Consider the following 18,530-nt stretch of genomic DNA (forward strand, 5'->3'; position numbering starts at 1 on the left):
GCCGCACGCTCGTCATGGACGCTCTCTCGGCTGCGGTGGCAGGAGGCGCCGGCTACCTCATCCGCTTCGGCTCGAACCAGAACGAGGTCACGCACGCCTCGGTCTGGTTCGCCCTCGCGCTGCCGTTCGTGTGGGTCCTCGCGATGCTCGTCGGCCGGGCTTACGAGGAGCGGTTCCTCTGGGTCGGACCCGACGAGTTCCGTCGTGTCTTCGACGCTGCGGTCCTCCTGCTCGCCGGAGTCGCGACGGTGTGCTGGGGGCTGGACCTCGACGTCGCCCGGGGCTTCGTCGTCGTGGCCCTGCCCCTCGCCGCTGTCCTGACGCTCGGCGCGCGCGTGGCCCACCGGCAGTGGCTGCGCCGGGAGCGCGGCCGCGGCAGGTACCAGCAGACGACCCTGCTGGTGGGGCACCGGAGCGCCGTGGCGGCACTCGACGAGCAGATCGACCGCGAGGCCCAGCACGGGCTGAAGGTCATCGGCTGCTGCCTGCCGGCCGGACACGACCCGCTCGTCGACGCCTTCAACGGGCTCCCGGTGCTCGGTGGCCTCCACGAGGTGGCCGCGGTGGTCCGTGAGTACGAGGTCGACACGGTCGCCGTGCTGCCCTGCCCTGAGCTCGACGGGTCGGCGTTGCGTCGACTGGGTTGGGAACTCGAGGACACGCCGTCGGAGCTGCTGCTGGCGCCGGCGGTCACGGAACTCGTCGGGTCGCGCGTGCGCATCCGGCCGGTCAGCGGCCTGCCGCTGCTGCACATGGAGCGCCCAGAGCTCAAGGGCGTGCGTCGGCTGGCCAAGGAGGCGTTCGACCGCACCAGCGCCGCGCTCGGCCTCCTGCTGCTCCTCCCGCTGCTCGTCGGCGTGGCGGTCACCATCACGACGACGAGCCGCGGTCCGGTCTTCTTCCGGCAGGAGCGCGTGGGCCGCGACGGCAAGCCGTTCCGGATGTTCAAGTTCCGGAGCATGGTGGTCGACGCGGATCGCATGGTCGACGCCCTCGCTGCTGAGACCGACGGCAACGGCGTGCTGTTCAAGAAGAAGGTCGACCCTCGCGTCACCCGGGTCGGCCGTGTGCTCCGGCGCTACTCGATCGACGAGCTCCCGCAGTTGATCAACGTGCTCCGCGGGGACATGTCGCTGGTCGGCCCCCGACCGCCCCTCCGGCATGAGGTCGACAGGTACGGCCACGACATGCACCGCCGGTTCCTCGTCAAGCCGGGCCTCACGGGCCTCTGGCAGGTCAGCGGCCGCTCGGACCTCTCCTGGGACGACTCGGTGCGCATGGACGTGCGCTACGTCGAGAACTGGTCGCTGGCCTTCGACGCGATGATCCTGTGGAAGACCGTCGGAGCCGTTCTGCGTGGCTCCGGTGCCTACTGACCGGAGCGGTCGTGGACCGTCCGGCGGACGCCCCTCGATCTCAAGGGGCGCCCGCTCCGCCGACCGTCGCCGCTCGTCGCCACCGGAGTGCCACCGGCCGAGCGCTCAGAGCCCCGGGCGCACCTGACCGCAACGGCACGCGTACAGGCTCGACCCGCTGAAGGGGTCGTCAGCCACCCACCGGAAGCGGTGCAGGTGCCAGGCCCACGACCGCCGTCCCCTGTGACGACGTCCCGGGGCGCGGCGGCTGCTCACGGCCCCAGTCTGACATCGGGGCGGCCGGTCTGTTGTGGTGCCAGCGGCTGGGGCCAAGGGCACGGTTGGCACGGCTGGTCAGCGGGGGACGTCGGGCAGGGCCTGCTGAGCGAACTCGTCGGCGTTCTGCGACAGCGAGTCGTTGCGCAGGTAGCCCCACATCCGCTCGCCGGTGACCTCGTCGAGGTAGACGACGCTGGCCGAGCCCTCGGTGCCGGTGCCCAGCACCGGGGCGGTGAACGAGGCGACGTCCTCCGGGCGCAGGTCGCGCAGCGAGTAGGCCAGTGAGAGCAGGTCGGCGTTGCCCAGGGTGTCGTCGACGGCGACCGCACGGGTCACCGCGAGCAGCGCGGCATCGAGTCGGCCGGGATCGGTCAGGGTCCCGGAGCTGAACAGCTGGCTGAACACGGCCTCGATGAACTGCTGCTGGCGGCGCACCCGGTCGAAGTCGCCACCCTCCAGGCCGTAGCGCTGACCGAGGTACCAGCGGGCCTGGTCGCCGTCGAGGTGGTTGACCCCGGCCGGGAACGTGTACGGGCCGTTGCTGGTGGTCTCCGCCACCACGACGTCGACCCCGCCCAGGTCGTCGGTGACCTGGATGATCCCCTCGAAGTCGATGGCCACGTAGTGGTCGATGCGGACGCCGGTCACCTGCTCGACGGTCTGGATCAGCAGCGACGGGCCGCCGTAGGCGTAGGCCGCGTTGATCTTGCCCATCCCGTGGCCGGGGATCTCGACCCACGAGTCGCGCGGGATGGAGACCAGCTGGGCGTGCCGCCGGTCGCCCGAGAACCGCGCGATCATGATCGCGTCCGAGCGGCCGCCCTCGGCGATGCCCTCGTCCGCGGAGCCGCGGCTGTCGGTGCCCACGAGCAGGAAGGTGACCGGCTCGGCGGCGGCGCTCTCGGCGGGCGTGGCCGGCGCAGGTCGCGCGTCCTCCTCGAGGCCGGCGAACACGTCGCCGACCCGGTCGATGTTCCCGGCGTAGCGATCGGTGAGGTACCACAGGCCCCCGCCGACCACTGCCACCAGGACGACCAGCAGCACGCCGAGCACGGTGAGGAACCGGCGCAGACCGCGCCGCCGGCCCTGTGGCCGCGCAGGGGTAGCCGGTTCGTCGACGAGCAACGTCGACCTGTCTCGTGGCTCGTCGCTCATCCGGACCCCCGTGACGATCGGTCGCCGACGAGGCTAGGCGCAGGGCGCGGACCTGCCCAACCTCCTGCCTCGCCGGGGTGAGACGGCAGGGGTGGTGATGCGGAGTGTGTCGGACCTCGCGGATGCTCTCCTGAGGCATCACCCACGCGGTACCGCGGATCGGACCGCGCGGATACTGCCCCGGAGGACGGACTGGCCGCCCAGCGTGGCAGCCCGAGGAGGAACAGGGGGAGGGCGCGTGCGCCTGCTCGTGACCGGCGGTGCCGGGTTCATCGGAGCCAACTTCGTGCACCAGACCGTGCGGGAGCACCCGGAGCACGAGGTCACGGTGCTCGACGCGCTCACCTACGCGGGTAACGAGGCCTCGCTGGCCGGCGTGCGTGACGCGATCACCTTCGTGCACGGGTCGGTCACCGACGCCGCGCTCGTCGCCGACCTGGTCCGCGGCAGCGACGCCGTCGTCCACTTCGCCGCGGAGAGCCACAACGACAACTCGCTGGCCGACCCGGCGCCGTTCCTGCAGACCAACGTCGTCGGCACCTACACGCTGCTGGAGGCCGTGCGCCGGCACGACGTCCGGTACCACCACGTCTCCACCGACGAGGTCTACGGCGACCTCGAGCTCGACGACCCGCACCGGTTCACCCCGGAGACGCCGTACAACCCGTCGAGCCCCTACTCATCGACGAAGGCCGCCTCGGACCTCCTGGTGCGCGCGTGGGTGCGCTCCTACGGCGTGCGGGCGACCATCTCCAACTGCTCGAACAACTACGGCCCGTACCAGCACGTCGAGAAGTTCATCCCGCGGCAGATCACCAACGTGCTGGACGGCCGGCGCCCGCGGCTCTACGGCGCCGGGCAGAACGTGCGCGACTGGATCCACGTCGAGGACCACAACACCGCGGTGCACGACGTCCTCGAGCGCGGCCGGACCGGCCACACCTACCTCATCGGTGCCGACGGCGAGGTGGACAACCGCACGGTGCTGGCCACGATCCTCGAGCTGATGGGCCAGCCCGCCGACGCGTTCGACTCGGTCACCGACCGCGCCGGGCACGACCTGCGCTACGCCATCGACGCGACCAAGCTGCGCGAGGAGCTGGGCTGGCGGCCCCGCTACACCGACTTCCGCGAGGGGCTGGCCGCCACCATCGCCTGGTATCAGGACAACGAGGACTGGTGGCGGCCGCTGAAGGACCGGGTCGAGGCGGCCTACGCCGCACGCGGGCAGTGACCGCCGTCGTCCTCGGTGCGCGGGGGCAGGTCGGCCGCGCGCTGGCCCGCCGGTTCCCCGACGCCCGGGCGCTCGACCGGACGGCGCTGGACCTCGCCGACCCGGCCGCCGTCGCCGCGCACGACTGGACCGGGGTCGACCTGTTGCTCAACGCCGCCGCGTACACGCAGGTCGACACGGCGGAGGACCCCGCCGAGCTGCCCCTGGTGCGGGCGGTCAACGTCGACGGCGTGGGCGCCCTCGCCCGGGTCGCACGCGACCGCGGGGCCACGCTCGTGCACTTCTCCAGCGAGTACGTGTTCGACGGCGAGGTGCGCGGGCCGATCCCCGAGGACGCCCCCGTCCGCCCGTTGAGCGTCTACGGGCGGAGCAAGGCCGACGGCGACCGGTTCGTCACCGCGCTCGACCGGCACCTGCTGGTGCGCACCACGTGGGTCGTGGGGGAGGGGCGCAACTTCGTGCGCACCATGGCCGCCCTCGCCGACCGGGGCGTCAGCCCCGCCGTCGTCGACGACCAGGTCGGCCGGCTCACCTTCGCCGAGGACCTGGCCGCCGCCGTCAGCCACCTCCTCGAGGCCGGGGCCTCCGGCACCTACAACGTCACCTGCGCCGGAGCGCCGGCCTCCTGGGCCGACGTCGCCGAGATCGTCTTCGCCGCCCGCGGGCGTGATCCCCGCGACGTCCGCCGGGTCGGCACCGCCGAGTACCTCGCCGACAAGCCCGGTGCCGCGCCCCGGCCGCTCAACAGCGTCCTCGACCTCGCCCGGCTCGAGTCCACCGGCTTCCGGCCGCGCGACTGGCGAACCGCCCTCGACGCGTACCTGCCCTCGCTGCCCCGCTGAGAGGTGTTCCGCCCGGCACTCCGGCCGGGCACCACGCACGGCGTGTCCGTGGCAGGACGCCTCCAGCGGCTCGAGCGTCCACGCCTGCCGGGGTGGTGTCGTCCGGCTGGCCCCTACGGGGTCACCCGGCCAGCGACTCCGCGCGCGGCCACCGCGCCGGCGTGGTGCACTTCGGTGCCTAAGTGTCGACTCGGCGGGAGGGAGACGTCGGTGCGCATCTCGGTCATCGGGTGTGGGTACCTGGGTGCCGTCCACGCGGCGTCGATGGTGGAGTTGGGCCACGAGGTGGTCGGGGTCGACGTCGACCAGCGCAAGGTCGCCGCGCTGCGCGCCGGCCGGTCCCCGTTCTACGAACCCGGCTTCGAGGAGCTGCTGCAGCACTCGCTGGCCTCAGGGCGCCTGTCCTTCAGCACCGACGTCGCCGTTGCGGCCGGTGCGCAGGTGCACTTCGTCTGCGTCGGGACCCCGCAGAAGCACGGCGAGTACGCCGCGGACCTGCGCTACGTCGAGGCGGCCGTGGAGTCGCTGCTCGGGGTCCTCGAGCCCGGTGAGCTGGTGGCCGGGAAGTCGACCGTCCCGGTGGGGACGGCGGCGCAGCTGGCGGAGCTCGTGGGCGGCAAGGTGCCCGGCGCCCTGGTGGCGTGGAACCCGGAGTTCCTCCGGGAGGGGTTCGCCGTCCGGGACACGCTGCACCCCGACCGGCTGGTCTACGGGCTGCCCGCCGACGGCGACGGCGCCCTCGCCGAACGGCTGCTCGACGAGGTCTACGCGCCGATCGTGGCGCGCGGGACGCCCAAGGTGACCACCGACTACGCCACCGCCGAGATGGTCAAGACCGCCGCCAACTCCTTCCTCGCCACCAAGATCTCCTTCATCAACGCCATGGCCGAGCTGTGCGAGGCCACCGGCGCCGACGTCAAGCAGCTGGCCGACGCGATCGGCTACGACGAGCGGATCGGGCGGCGGTTCCTCAACGCCGGCCTCGGCTTCGGCGGCGGCTGCCTGCCCAAGGACATCCGCGCGTTCATGGCCCGCGCCGGTGAGCTGGGTGCCGACCAGGCGCTGACGTTCCTGCGCGAGGTCGACAACATCAACATGCGCCGTCGGATCCGGATGGTCGAGCTGGCCCGCGAGGTGCTCGACGGCTCGCTGCTGGGCAAGCGGGTGGCCGTCCTGGGGGCGGCGTTCAAGCCCGACTCCGACGACATCCGCGACTCCCCGGCCCTCAACGTCGCCGCGCAGTTGCAGCTGCAGGGCGCCGTGGTGTGCGTGACCGACCCCGCTGCCGTCGACAACAGCCGCCGCGAGTGGCCGCACCTGGACTTCGCCGCGACGCCGGAGGAGGCCGCCGAGCGGGCCGACGCCGTCCTGGTGCTCACCGAGTGGAAGCAGTACCGCGACCTCGACCCCGTCGACTTCGGCCGGGTGGTGCGCCAGAAGCGGGTTCTCGACGGCCGCAACGCCCTCGACCGCGAGGCCTGGACCGCCGCGGGCTGGACCTACCGCGCGCTGGGCCGCCGCGCCGGCTGAGGCACCACGGACGCGCCGCAGGGCGACCGGAGTGCCGTCCGAGACCCCTGGGGTGCGCCGGGCTGCCTCATCCGGCCCGGTCGTCCCGGTGACTCCGCACGTCCCAGTCACACCGGCGCTGGGACGGCGCGGTCCCGTCCGTGCGATGGACTGCCTCCGTGGACGGCGTGTGGCTGTGGATCGTGGGTGGGCTGCTCGTGTGGGCGGTCGTCGCCGTCGGGCTCGGCGTGTTGCTCGGCAGGAGCATCCGCATGGCGGACCGGGTCGAGACCGCGTCCCCGGACGACGGGCGCACCCCGACGACGCCGGGCCCGGTGCCGGCCTCGACGAGGGGCGCGGTGAGTTGGGCCTAGCCCCCGGATGACCGAGTAGGTCGCGGCCGCGGCCAGTCTCCGCCACGCCGACCTGCGCTGCTCCAGCGTCGCCGAGGTGACGGAGCGGGCGTGGACCGAGCCCGTCGGTACGCCCAGCGCCGGCGACCCGGGCCGGGTGATCGCCTCCGCAGACACCCTCCGCGCCGTCCTCGGCCAGGAGGCCCGCCACGACGGGCGCAACAGGAAGGGCCCCAGCGTGGGCGGACCGGACGGAGTCCCGGGGGCGCAGCGGTCCGATCCCTCGCCGGGGGTGGTGACCCGGGCGCCGCTCGTCGCCCCACCCGTCCGGGTGGTCCCGTCCGCCCCGCCTGACCCGGTGGTGTGACCGGACGGTCACGTCCGGGCCGGTTCCTGCCGATGACAGGCACGTGTGGACGTGGATCGTCGGCGGGGTCGCCGCGTGGGTGGTCGTCGCCGTCGTCTTCGGCGTCGTCCTGGGCCGGGGCATCCGGCTGGCCGACGAGCGGTCGCGGGGCACCGGCGTCTCCCGGCCGCTGACCCCCGGGGCGTCCGCCGCCCGCCCCGTGCGCCGCCGGGTGCCGCTCCCGCCGGTCGGGATCGCGCTCGCCTTCCTCGCCGTCGCGCTCGAGACGGTCGGGTACGCCCTGCGCCTGGACGGCAGTACCGGTCCCCTCGCGCAGACGCTGTCGATGGACGCCCCCTGGTCCCTGCCGCGGGTGTACGTCGCCGCGCTCTTCGCCGCGGCCGCGCTCGCCGCCGTCGCCGGCGCGGCGCGCAACCCCGGCCGGCGCACCTGGTGGCTCGCCGTCGGCGCGGTGGCCGCCGGCATCGCGGTGGTCAAGGCTGGGAGCACCGTGCACATGACGGTCATGGCCGAGCTGACGTCGCTGACCTCGCCCGCCGGGGCGGTCGCGATCAGCGCCCTGGGCGCGGTCGCCGTCCTGGCCGTGCTCGCCTTCCTCAGCCGCGCCGAGCGCCGTGACCGGCGCCGGGTGCTGAGCACCCTCGGCCTCTACGCGGTCGCCGCGGTCGGCCTGTCGGCGGTCCCCGGGCTCGTCGGGGGCCAGTGGACGGCGATGGCGACCTTCGTGGAGGAGTCCGGCGAGGCGCTGGCCGGCGTCGCCGTGCTCGTCGCCGTCCTCGTGGGTGTCGCGCCGCGCCTGGTGCTGCCCGCCGCGTGGCTGCGCCGCCAGGACGACGCGCTGTCGCTCGAGGCGCCGGCCGTGCGCACGCCCACCGTGCAGGAGGGCGGCCGGCCCTAGGCTCCGCGCGTGCTCGCGCTGCTCGCCGACCTCCGGGAGCAGGCGCGCGCCGCGCTGCGGCCCGACGCCTGGGAGTACTACGAGGCCGGTTCCGGCGACGAGGTCACCGCCGGGGAGGCCGAGGCCGCCTGGCGCGACTTCCGGCTGCGCCCGCGCGTGCTGCGCGACGTCTCGCGGGTCGACGTGGCCACCACCGTGCTCGGCGCCCGGCTCACCTCGCCGTTCGTCGTCGCCCCGATGGCCTTCCACGCGCTCGCGCACCCCGACGGCGAGTGCGCCACCGTGCGCGGCGCCGGCGACGCCGGGTGCCTGACCGTCGTGTCCACCCGGGCCTCGCGCCCGCTCGAGGACGTCGCCGCGGCGGCGACCGGGCCGTGGTGGTTCCAGGCCTACCTGATGCGCGACCGCGGGCTCACCGAGGCGCTGGTCCGGCGGGCCGCCGCGGCCGGCGCCGGCGCCGTCGTGCTCACCGTCGACACCCCCTACGTCGGCCGCAAGCAGCGGGTCGGCGGGGTGCGGATCGGCGTGCCCGACGACGAGTACCTCGTCAACCTCGCCCGGCACCTGGTCCCCGGCACGGTCGGGCGCGAGTCGGCCGAGCAGGACCCGTCGATGACGCCGGACGTCGTCGCCCGGCTGGCCGAGGTCGGCGGCCTGCCGGTCGTGGTCAAGGGCGTGCTGCGCGGCGACGAGGCGCTGCGCTGTGTGGCGGCCGGTGCCGCCGGCGTGGTCGTCTCCGCGCACGGCGGGCGCCAGCTCGACCGGGCGCTGCCCAGCGCGCACGCCCTCGCCGACGTCGTCGCGGCGGTCGGGGGCCGGGTGCCCGTGCTGGTCGACGGCGGCATCCGCAGCGGCACCGACGCGCTGGTCGCGCTCGGGCTGGGCGCCACCGCGGTGCTCGTGGGCAGGCCGGTGCTGTGGGCGCTGGCCGCCGGGGGAGTCCCCGCCGTCACCGCGCTGCTGCAGGAGCTGACCGCCGACCTGCGGCACGTGCTGGCGCTGGCCGGTGCGACGTCACCGGCCGACCTCGACCCGGTCGTGGTGGTCCGCCGCTAGGACGCCGTCCACTCGAGCAGCTCGTCGGCGGTCCAGGTGTTGACCACCCGGTCGACGTCGACGCCGGTCTCGACGGCGCGCTCGCAGCCGTTGCCCTGCCAGTCGAGCTGGCCGGGGGCGTGGGCGTCGGTGTCGATCGCGAACTCGCAGCCCAGCTCGACGGCGAGGGAGAGCAGCCGCAGCGGCGGGTCGAGACGCTCGGGCCGGGAGTTGATCTCGACGGCGGTGCCGTGCTCTACGCAGGCGCCGAACACGGCCTCGGCGTCGAAGGCGCTCTCCGGGCGCGGCCGCTGACGCCGTCCCTCCCGCTGCTCCCGCGGGATGAGCAGCCGGCCGGTGCAGTGGCCGAGGACGTCGGTGTGCGGGTTGGCGACGGCGGCGAGCATCCGCTCGGTCATCGCCGCGGCCTCGGCGCGCAGGTCGGAGTGGACGCTGGCGACCACGACGTCGAGGCGGCCGAGCAGCTCGTCGGTCTGGTCGAGGCCGCCGTCGAGGAGGATGTCGCACTCGATGCCGGTGAGGATCCGGAAGGGGTGCAGCTCCTCGTTGAGCGTGGCGACGACGTCGAGCTGGCGCTCCAGCCGCTCGGCGGTGAGCCCGTTGGCGACGGTCAGCCGCGGCGAGTGGTCGGTCAGCGCCATGTACTCGTGGCCGAGGGCGATCGCCGCCTCGGCCATCTCGCGGATCGGGCTGCCGCCGTCGGACCAGTCGGAGTGGGTGTGCAGGTCGCCGCGCAGGGTGCTGCGGAACTCGGCGACGTCGTCGGCCAGCGGCACGAGCTCGGCGTGGGCCTCCTCGAGCCGGGCCAGGTACTCGGGGACCTCGCCGGCGTGCGCCTGCACGATCGCGGCGCCGGTCTTGGGGCCGATGCCCCGCAGGTCGGTCAGTGTCCGGGTGCGGATCCGGCGGTCGAGCTCGCCCTCCGGCAGCGCGTCGACGACCGCGGCCGCGGTGCGGAACGCCGCGACCCGGTGCGTGGGCTCGCGGGCGCGCTCCAGGAGGAAGGCGATCCTCCGGAGCGCGGCCGCGGGCGGGAGGGGAGTGCTCAGCTGGTGGCCTTCTTCGCCTTCTTCTCGGCCTTCCGCTGCGCCTTGGCGGCGCGCCGGGCAGCCTTCTCGTACGTGCGCTCGGTGTTGTCGGCGGCACGCTTCGCCGCGCGGCGGGCGCGGTAGCCGACCGACGGGCGGCCCTCGGTGTCGACGGCGGCGATCAGCAGTCCGCCGAGCAGGCCCGCGTTCTTGAGCAGGTTCGACAGCTGACCGAAGCGCTCCTCGGGGTCCTCGTGCTCCCAGAAACGGTGCCCGGCCAGCGTGGTGGGGACGATGCTCCCGGCCAGCGCCAGCGCGCTGAGCCGGGGGAGCTTGCCCAGCGCGAGCAGGGACCCGGCGCCCACCTTGATGCCGGCGTCGATCCGTACCCACTGCTCGACGTCGCGCGGCACCTGCACCGGCAGCTGCTGGTCGGCGGTCTTCGTGATCGTGTCGACCACCGGCGCCGCTCCTGGCACGCGGGTCTGCGGGTTGCGCAGGGTGTCGATGCCGCCGTAGACGAACGACGCGGCGAGCAGGGGCCGGGCGATCCGGCGGACCAACATGGAGGACCTCTTCCGTCGACGGGACTGGCTGCGTGTCCCTTGCCCGCACGGCGCGGAGGGACACCCCGGGACGGAACCTAGTGACCGCCGTCCCTCCGCGCGCGGCGTGGACTCCTGCCGAGGGGTGCGGCTCCTGCGCTCGTGCCCGCACTCCCGCGGTGCTGCGACACCGCAGGAGCGCGGACCGCACCGCAGGAGCGGCGGCTCGGGACGTGCGGTGGCAGTACACGGTCAGCGGCGCACGCGTGCCGGATGCGAACGACGCGGACGCCGTGCCCGTCTCGCCGTCGCAGGTCACCGGCTGCGGACCCGACCACAGGTGCACGGAGAGCGCCCGCGCTGCCGCCAGCAGGGTCCCCCGCCGGACGCTAGACCCTGCGCCGGGCCCGGTAGGCGGCGACCGAGGAGCGGCTGGCGCAGGTGTTGGAGCAGTACCGGCGGCTGGCGTTGCGGGAGGTGTCGACGTAGACGTCGTCGCAGCCCTCGGCCGAGCACACGCCCAGCCGCTGCCAGCCGTGCTGGGCGACCACCTGCGACAGGCCCATCGCCACCGTCGTCGTCAACTGCTCGAGCGCGGGGGCGTCGGGACGGGCGTAGTGCAGGTGCAGCTCGCCGTCGTGGTCGGTGGCGTACGGGTGCGGCCGGGCCAGCGCGAGCAGCTCGTTGAGGCGGGCGATGACCGTCTCCTGCGACCCGGCGACGGCGACGGCGCGGACGAGGTCGGCGGTGGCCGCCGCCCGGCGGGTCTCCGCGGCGGTGAGGTCCAGGCCGGTCGCGGGCGTGAACCACTCCTCGTGGGCGCGCAGGAAGGTGCCGGCCCAGCCCGGGTCGCCGTCGCGGTCGGCGTTGGCGAGGTCGATCGCCAGCTCGACCGCATTCGACCCGTAGGTGTCGTAGTTCATATGACTCCCTACCGCCCGGTCGCTGACCGGTTCGCTAGCCTCGGGACTGCGTAGGGAGTCAACGGCGTTTGACTCCCTACTGTTCCGTTCATCCCCCGCAAGCCGAAACGAGTTCCGTCGTGCGTTCGTACCTGTCCGTCTGGCGCCTGCCGTCCGCCCCCGTCCTGCTGCTCGCCGGCTTCGCCGGCCGGCTGCCCTCGGCGATGGTCCCGCTGGCACTGCTGCTCATGGTGCAGCAGCAGACGGGCTCCTACGCGATCGCCGGTCTCGCGTCGGCTGCCTACGGTCTCGCGATGGCCGCCATGGCCCCCGTCCTCGGCCGGCTGGCCGACCGGCGCACCCCGCGCCCGGTCCTGCTGGCCCAGGGCGCCGCCTACCCGCTCCTGCTGGCCCTGCTGGTGCTCGCGGTCCTCGGCGGCGCGCCGACGCCGGCCGTCCTCGCCGCCTCGGCCGCGGCCGGCGCCGGGACGCCGCTGGTCTCCGGCACCGTCCGCGCCCTGTGGTCGCGGGTCGACCCGCGGGTCCGCACCACCGCCTTCGCCCTCGACGCCACCGCCACCGAGCTGGTCTTCGTGGCCGGCCCGACCGCCGTCGCGACCCTTGCCGTGCTGGCCGGCCCCGCGTGGGCGCTCGGCGTCGCCGGGACGCTGGCGGTCACCGGTGCGCTGGCCATCGCGACGTCGGCGGCGATGCGCGGCTGGGTGCCCGTGCCGGCCGCGGAGCGCACCAGCGCCTTCGCCACCGTGCTGACGCCGGGCATGCCGCGGGTGCTGCTCAGCGGCTCGGCGCTGATGCTCGGCTTCGGCGCGCTCGAGGTGGCCATCCCCGCCTTCGCCGACGCCGCCGGGTCCCCGGGCCTGTCCGGCCTGCTGCTGGCGCTGTGGTCGCTGGGGTCGGTGGCCGGTGGCCTGTGGTTCGGCGCCCGCGTCGTCAGCGCCTCGCTGCCGCGCCAGTACCGGTGGCTGCTGCTCGGCGTCACCATCGGCCTGGCGCCGCTGGCCGCCGCGTCGAGCCCGTGGGTGCTCGGGGCGCTGCTCTTCCTCGGCGGGACGGCGATCGCGCCCACGATGACCGTGCAGAACTCCCTGGTCGGCGCGCTGGCGCCGGCGCACGCCACCACCGAGGCCTTCACCTGGCTCTCGACGATGGCCACCGGCGCGTCGGCGCTGGGTGCGGCGCTCGGCGGCGCGCTGATCGACGGTCCGTCCGGGGTGACCGGCAGCCTGCTGCTGGCCGTCGCCGGCGCCGCGACGGCGGTGCTGGTGACCCTGGTGCCGGGCCGCCCCGCGCCGGCGCGGGTGGGGCAGCGGGTCGCGGTCTGACCGGTGCTCCCGGCCCGGGCCACCCCCGGGCTGGGAGCCCCGCCGAGGCCGCTGGTAGTCTCTTCGGCGGTGGTACCGGGGGAACTCGGACCCCGGGAGGCTTCGCCTAGTCCGGTCTATGGCGCCGCACTGCTAATGCGGTTTGGGTTAATCCCCATCCCGGGTTCAAATCCCGGAGCCTCCGCGCACGACAACTGAACACTCCGCACCCGTAGCTCAACGGATAGAGCATCTGACTACGGATCAGAAGGTTAGGGGTTCGAATCCCTTCGGGTGCACGTCTGGTTGAGACAGCACTGCGGCCCCGCTCTCCTCGCGAGAGCGGGGCCGTCGTGTGTCCGGACCCGACGCTCCCCGATCCGACTGCCGGACCGGCCGGCACCCCTGCGGCGCCGGGGGGGGGGGGGGGGGGGGGGGGGGGGGGCGGCCCCCCCCCCCCCCCCCCCCCCCCCCCCCCCCCCCCCCCCCCCCCCCCCCCCCCGCCCCCCCCCCCCCCCCCCCCCCCCCCCCCCCCCCCCCCCCCCCCCCCGGCTGGCGGGATCGGCCGGCCCGACCCCGGCCAGCAGAGTCGGGCCCGTCGAACGAGCAGGCGGGAGACCGACGTGGACGTGTCCGGCAACCTGGCGGGCCGGGTGGGGCGGTGGAGCGCGCGGCACCGCAGGGCCGCGGTGGGCGGCTGGCTGGCCTTCGTGGCCCTGGCCCTCCTGGTGGGGCAGCTGGTCCCGCAGGGGGAGCTGACCGCGGCCGAGCAGCGCGTCGGGGCGCCGGCCCGGGCGCAGCAGATCCTCGACGACAACGGCTGGGAGGAACCGGCCTCGGAGATGGTCCTCGTCCAGCGGGACGCCGAGGTCGGGGAGGCCGCCGCCACCGCGGCGCTGACCGACGTCGTCGAGACGCTCCGGCGGACCCCCGAGGTGACCGGCGTGGTCAGCCCGCTCGACGGCGCCCCGCTGGTGTCCGCCGACGCCCGCTCGGCGCTGGTGACCTTCGACGTCGCCGGGGACCGCGAGGACGCCGCGGAGCAGCTGCCCGCGATCGCCGGCGCGCTGGCCGCCGTCGCCGACCGGCACGAGGACGTGCGCGTCGAGCAGTTCGGCGACACCAGCGCCGACCTCGCGCTGGGCGAGGTCCTCGACGCCGACTTCCGGCGCGCCGAGCTGCTGTCGATCCCGATCACCCTCGTCGTGCTGCTGGTGACCTTCGGCGCCGTGGTGGCCGCGCTCGTGCCGCTCGTCTTCGCACTCACGGCGTTCGTCGCCGCGCTGGGGCTGCTCAGCCTCACCAGCCAGGTCTGGCACGTCGACCAGAACGCGCAGATCGTCATGCTGCTCATCGGGCTGGCCGTCGGCGTCGACTACTCGCTCTTCTACCTCAAGCGCGAACGCGAGGAGCGGGCCAGGGGCGCCGGTCCGGTCGACGCGCTCGACGTCGCCGCCGCCACGTCGGGCCGCTCGGTGCTCGTCTCGGGTGTCACCGTCGTGGTGGCGATGGCCGGGATGTTCCTCACCGGGTTCTCCGTCTTCACCGGCGTCGCCTCGGCCACGATCCTCGTCGTCGCGATCTCGGTGCTCGGCTCGCTCACCGTGCTGCCGGCCACCATGGCCTGGCTCGGCGACCGGGTGGAGAGGGGGCGGATCCCGTACCTGCACCGGCGCGACGCCGGCCCGGGCCGGTTCTGGCCGGCCGTTCTCGGCGCCGTGCTGCGCCGCCCGCTGGTCGCCGCCCTGACCGCCGGCGCCGCCCTGGTCGCGCTCGCCGTCCCGGCCCTGGCGATGGACCTGCGCGGCGAGGGCGTCGAGGACCTCCCGCAGGACCTCGCCGTCATCCGGACGTTCGACCGAATCACCGAGGCGTTCCCCGGCGGGCCGGTGCCGGCGGAGGTGGTGGTCGCGGCGCCCGACGTCACCGCCCCCGAGGTCCAGGCGGCCCTGGCCGACCTGCGCGAGCGGGCCCTGGCCACCGGGCAGGTGAACGAGCCGATCGGGGTCGAGACCAACGAGGCCGCCACGGTGGCCGTCGTCTCCGTGCCGCTGGTCGGCGACGGGGAGGAGCAGGCCTCACGCGACGCGCTGGCCACCCTCGCCGACGACGTCGTCCCCGCCACGCTGGGGGAGCTCGACGGCGTGACCGCGGTGGTCACCGGCGACACCGCCTACTCGGTGGCCTTCGACGAGCTCATGGCCGACCGCACGCCCTGGGTGTTCGGGTTCGTGCTGGTGCTGGCGTTCGTGCTGCTGCTGGTGTCGTTCCGCTCGGTCACCGTGGCGGTCACCGCGATCGTGCTCGACCTGCTCAGCGTCGCCGCCGCCTACGGCGCGATGGTGCTGGTCTTCCAGGAGGGCGTGGGGGCCGGCCTGATCGGGCTCGACCGGACCGGTGCGATCGTCAACTGGATCCCGCTGTTCCTCTTCGTGGTCCTCTTCGGCCTGTCGATGGACTACCACGTGTTCATCCTCAGCCGGATCCGCGAGGGTCACGACCGTGGCCTGCCGACGCGGAGGGCGGTCGCGCAGGGCATCACCTCGTCGGCGGGCGTGGTCACCAGCGCCGCGGTGATCATGGTGTTCGTCTTCCTGACCTTCGTGACGCTGTCGCTGACCAGCATGAAGCAGATCGGGCTGGGGCTGGCGGTGGCGGTGCTGCTCGACGCCACCGTGGTCCGGGCGGTGCTGCTGCCGGCGGCGATGCGGCTGCTGGGCGAGGCGAGCTGGTACCTGCCCCGCTGGCTGCGGTGGCTGCCCGACCTGCGGCACGAGCCGCTGCCCGGGGCCGCGGTGCCCGTTCCGCGGCCGGCGGCCGGCGAGGAGCCCGCCCTGGCCGGCACCCGCGACTGAACGACGACGCCGGCCCCGGAGGTCCCGGGGCCGGCGTCGTCGTGGGGCGGGGGGCCGGTGCTGGCGGTCTGGCCGCGTGGGTCGATCCCCCCAGCAGTGGGGGGCCAATCGTCTACCGGTGGCCCCCGCCCGACCTCCACTGTGAGCGCCGTCACAGTCGGAGTCAACCCCGGCCCGGCGTGTCGGGACGGGGCCTCCGGGTGGCTCGGGACGACGCGCCCTGCGGACCTAGCCGACCCGGCGGAGGGCCTCCGGCGAGAGCTCGGCGACCGAGGTGTGCCCGGTCAGGCCGAGGGTAAGGTCGAACTCGCCGAGGACGTCGGAGACGACCTGCCGCACGCCCGCCTCCCCGGCCAGGCCCAGCCCCCACGCGTAGGGCCGGCCCAGCAGCACCGCGCGCGCCCCCAGGGCGACGGCGACCAGCACGTCGGCGCCGCTGCGGATGCCGCTGTCGAGCAGGACCGGCGCCCGGTCGCCGACCGCGGCGACCACGTCGGGCAGCGCGTCGAGCGCGGAGACCGACCGGTCGACCTGCCGCCCGCCGTGGGTGCTCACCACGATCCCGTCGACGCCCTCGTCCAGCGCCCGGCGGGCGTCGTCGGGGTGCAGCACGCCCTTGAGCAGGACCGGCAGCCGGGTGCGGGACCGGAGCCAGGCGAGGTCGGCCCAGGTGATCGACGGGCGCGAGTAGATGGCCTGGAAGGTCTCGACGGCGGCACGCGGCAGCGGCGAGCGCAGGTTCTCCCGCAGCGGGCCGGGCCAGGCGCGCGCCATGCCGACCATCGCGAGGACCGCCGCCAGCGTCGGCCGCGGCTGGCGGTCGCGCCCGGCGGCCGCACCGGCCTGCGCGGGCGCGGCGTCGCCGGCCTCGGCCACCCGGGCCTCGACCAGCCGCCGGAAGACGGGGTCGGAGGTGTACTGCGCGATCCCCTTGCCCAGCGCGAAGGGCAGGTGCCCGAGGTCGAGGTCGCGCGGCCGCCAGCCGAGCATCGTGGTGTCGAGCGTGACGACCAGCGCCTCGCAGCCGGCCGCCTCCGCGCGGGCGACCAGGCTCTCGACCAGCTCGTCGGAGGTCGACCAGTACAGCTGGAACCAGCGCGGCGCGTCGCCCATCGCCGTCGCGCAGGCCTCCATCGGCACCGACGCCTGGTTGGAGAAGACGAACGGCACGCCCAGCGACGCCGCGGCGCGGGCCACCGCCAGGTCGGCCTCCCGGTGCACCAGCTCCAGGGCGCCGACCGGGCCGAGCAGCAGCGGCGCGGGGATCCGCCGGCGGAACAGCTCCACGGAGGTGTCCCGCGCGCTCACGTCGCGCAGCACCCGCGGGACGACGGCCCACCGGTCGAAGGCCGCGCGGTTGGCCCGCTGGGTGTGCTCCTCGCCGGCGCCCCCTGCGACGTAGGCGTAGGCCCGGGCGGTCAGCCGCTCGCGGGCCCGGCGCTGCAGCGGCCGGGCGGTGGTCGGGACGAGCGGGGAGCGCCCGTACACCCCGGCGCGGTAGACCTCGTTCTGTCGGCGGCGGCCGGTCCCGGCGGCGGAGTCCACGGCGATCACCGTAGTGACCCGGCTCACCCGCTCCCGACCCCCCTCAGCGACACGCCCGGGCGCCGACACGCCGCACCAGGTCGCGACGCGCGGTCGACCGTTCGTCCCCACGTGGTCACGCGCCGCACAATGGCAGGGCGCCGTCCCGGATCCACCGGGCCGGCGTGCGCGACCGCTCGAGGGGGACACCGTGCCGGTCGGGACCCTGCCCAGGCCCAGGCCGGGGCGCGCGTTCCGCCCCGTCCTGGCGACGGGGCTCTCCGGCCTGGCCGCCACGACGGGCCTGCTGACCGCGCTGCTGGCCGGTGCCGTGGCGCTCGCCGCTCCCGCCGCGGCCGCCGACGACCCCGCCCGCCCCGACTCCCGCGTCACGCACGGGCCCAGCTGCCGTCCCGGCGGCGTCGTGGTCGAGGTGACCGCGGGGACGGTCGCCTACGCCGTCACGCTGGCCACCACCCGCGCCCCCGAGGGCGAGGCCTCCGCCGAGCTGCAGCCGGGACAGGTCGCCGTGCTGCGCACGGCGGAGGTGGCCTGGGGTGAGACGGTCGACAGCCGGCTGGAGTTCACCGCCCTGGACGGCTCGGGCACCACCTACGTCGACGAGCTCGAGGGCTTCGTGTTCACCCGGCCCGCCGAGGAGGACTGCGCGGCGATCGCCGTCCCGCCCGGCGGCGGTGAGGTGCCGCCGGTCGCGGGCGCCCCGGCGGTGCCGCCCGCCCCGGACTCCGCGCCCGAGCAGGTCCCGGTCCCGAAGGGGGACGTGGCCCCGGCCCCCGAGGTGGCGCCGCTGCCGGTGCCCGACCCGCCCGCGCCGGACCCCGCTCCCGGTGTCCCGGGCGACGGCGGCGTCTCGCCCGGCGGCGCGGTGGTGGCCTCCGCGGGGCAGGTCACCGCCGGCGACGCGGTCATCCTGATGGGGGCGGGCTTCACGCCCGGCGAGGTGGTCACCGTGCAGGTGGCCGGCGGCAGGGTCCTGGCCTCGGTCGCGGCCGGTCCCGACGGCGAGGTGGAGGCCACCGTGCGCGTCCCGGGCGCCGCCGGCACGACGACGCTCGCGCTGGTCGGCACCGATTCCGAGGTCACCGCCGTGGTCGAGCTGCGCGTGACCGCCGCGGCCCGCCCGGTCGACCCGGACCCGGTGCCCGTCCCCCTGGTGCTCGCCGGGCTGGCGCTGGTCGTCACCGCCACCGGTCTCGTCCTGAGCGCCGGCCGCCGTCGTGAGCCGTCCGCGCCGTCCTGGCCGGCCGGACCCTCCTGGCCGACCGGCCCGACCGGGAGCGCCTGA

Annotated in this window: 15 protein-coding genes and 2 tRNA genes; 12 read left to right on the plus strand and 5 right to left on the minus strand. The window is 75.3% G+C overall.

Annotated elements, in window-relative coordinates:
- Positions 1-14: 14 nt before the first annotated feature.
- On the plus strand, positions 15-1,376 hold the full coding sequence (locus tag ACI79O_RS01765; protein WP_456892300.1) for a sugar transferase: 1,362 nt from the start codon (positions 15-17) through the stop codon (positions 1,374-1,376).
- 333 nt (positions 1,377-1,709) lie between these two features.
- Here ACI79O_RS01765 and ACI79O_RS01770 read toward each other — a convergent pair whose 3' ends face one another.
- Positions 1,710-2,678, minus strand: a complete 969-nt coding sequence (locus ACI79O_RS01770) for an LCP family protein (protein WP_456892301.1) — start codon at positions 2,676-2,678, stop codon at positions 1,710-1,712.
- Between the two features lie 349 nt (positions 2,679-3,027).
- Between ACI79O_RS01770 and rfbB the strand changes: the two genes are divergently transcribed.
- From rfbB to ACI79O_RS01800, 6 genes are all read left to right on the plus strand, one after another.
- A complete protein-coding gene (rfbB, locus tag ACI79O_RS01775; protein ID WP_456892302.1) occupies positions 3,028-4,023 on the plus strand; it encodes a dTDP-glucose 4,6-dehydratase in 996 nt (331 codons plus the stop codon).
- Positions 4,020-4,865 carry an SDR family oxidoreductase gene (locus ACI79O_RS01780; RefSeq protein WP_456892303.1) on the plus strand — a complete coding sequence of 282 codons (846 nt, stop codon included), beginning with the start codon at positions 4,020-4,022 and terminating at the stop codon, positions 4,863-4,865. Before rfbB ends, ACI79O_RS01780 begins: the two co-directional genes overlap by 4 nt.
- Positions 4,866-5,075: 210 nt before the next feature.
- Complete coding sequence (locus tag ACI79O_RS01785) at positions 5,076-6,395, plus strand: UDP-glucose dehydrogenase family protein (protein WP_456892304.1); 1,320 nt, start codon at positions 5,076-5,078, stop codon at positions 6,393-6,395.
- 158 nt (positions 6,396-6,553) lie between these two features.
- Positions 6,554-6,748, plus strand: a complete 195-nt coding sequence (locus ACI79O_RS01790) for a hypothetical protein (RefSeq protein ID WP_456892306.1) — start codon at positions 6,554-6,556, stop codon at positions 6,746-6,748.
- 389 nt (positions 6,749-7,137) lie between these two features.
- Complete coding sequence (locus tag ACI79O_RS01795; protein WP_456913213.1) at positions 7,138-7,992, plus strand: hypothetical protein; 855 nt, start codon at positions 7,138-7,140, stop codon at positions 7,990-7,992.
- 9 nt (positions 7,993-8,001) lie between these two features.
- The gene (locus ACI79O_RS01800) at positions 8,002-9,048 is read left to right on the plus strand and encodes an alpha-hydroxy acid oxidase (protein ID WP_456913214.1); all 1,047 of its coding nucleotides are present in this window, start codon (positions 8,002-8,004) and stop codon (positions 9,046-9,048) included.
- Here ACI79O_RS01800 and ACI79O_RS01805 read toward each other — a convergent pair.
- The 3 genes from ACI79O_RS01805 to ACI79O_RS01815 form a co-directional block, all read right to left on the minus strand.
- Positions 9,045-10,097 carry a PHP domain-containing protein gene (locus ACI79O_RS01805; protein WP_456913341.1) on the minus strand — a complete coding sequence of 351 codons (1,053 nt, stop codon included), beginning with the start codon at positions 10,095-10,097 and terminating at the stop codon, positions 9,045-9,047. The genes ACI79O_RS01800 and ACI79O_RS01805 overlap by 4 nt on opposite strands.
- Positions 10,094-10,642: a DoxX family protein gene (locus tag ACI79O_RS01810; protein WP_456875260.1), complete on the minus strand. Its 549-nt coding sequence runs from the start codon at positions 10,640-10,642 to the stop codon at positions 10,094-10,096. The genes ACI79O_RS01805 and ACI79O_RS01810 overlap by 4 nt, the downstream gene beginning before the upstream one ends.
- Positions 10,643-11,010: 368 nt before the next feature.
- On the minus strand, positions 11,011-11,544 hold the full coding sequence (locus ACI79O_RS01815; protein ID WP_456892312.1) for a CGNR zinc finger domain-containing protein: 534 nt from the start codon (positions 11,542-11,544) through the stop codon (positions 11,011-11,013).
- 119 nt (positions 11,545-11,663) lie between these two features.
- On the opposite strand from ACI79O_RS01815, the gene ACI79O_RS01820 reads away from it, so the two are divergent.
- The 4 genes from ACI79O_RS01820 (at position 11,664) to ACI79O_RS01835 (ending at position 15,700) form a co-directional block, all read left to right on the plus strand.
- Entirely contained in the window at positions 11,664-12,866 is a 1,203-nt protein-coding gene (locus tag ACI79O_RS01820) for an MFS transporter (RefSeq protein WP_456892314.1), read from the plus strand.
- Between the two features lie 95 nt (positions 12,867-12,961).
- Positions 12,962-13,050, plus strand: a tRNA-Ser gene (locus tag ACI79O_RS01825).
- A 21-nt stretch (positions 13,051-13,071) separates the two neighbouring features.
- Positions 13,072-13,144, plus strand: a tRNA-Arg gene (locus tag ACI79O_RS01830).
- A 324-nt stretch (positions 13,145-13,468) separates the two neighbouring features.
- Positions 13,469-15,700 (plus strand): MMPL family transporter, encoded by a 2,232-nt coding sequence (locus ACI79O_RS01835; protein WP_456913215.1) that lies wholly within the window; start codon positions 13,469-13,471, stop codon positions 15,698-15,700.
- 228 nt (positions 15,701-15,928) lie between these two features.
- On the opposite strand, the gene ACI79O_RS01840 is transcribed toward ACI79O_RS01835, so the two are convergent.
- Positions 15,929-17,245, minus strand: a complete 1,317-nt coding sequence (locus tag ACI79O_RS01840; RefSeq protein ID WP_456913216.1) for an alpha-hydroxy-acid oxidizing protein — start codon at positions 17,243-17,245, stop codon at positions 15,929-15,931.
- A 190-nt stretch (positions 17,246-17,435) separates the two neighbouring features.
- Between ACI79O_RS01840 and ACI79O_RS01845 the strand changes: the two genes are divergently transcribed.
- Complete coding sequence (locus ACI79O_RS01845; RefSeq protein ID WP_456913217.1) at positions 17,436-18,530, plus strand: hypothetical protein; 1,095 nt, start codon at positions 17,436-17,438, stop codon at positions 18,528-18,530.

It is taken from the genome of Geodermatophilus sp. SYSU D00696 (assembly GCF_054050235.1).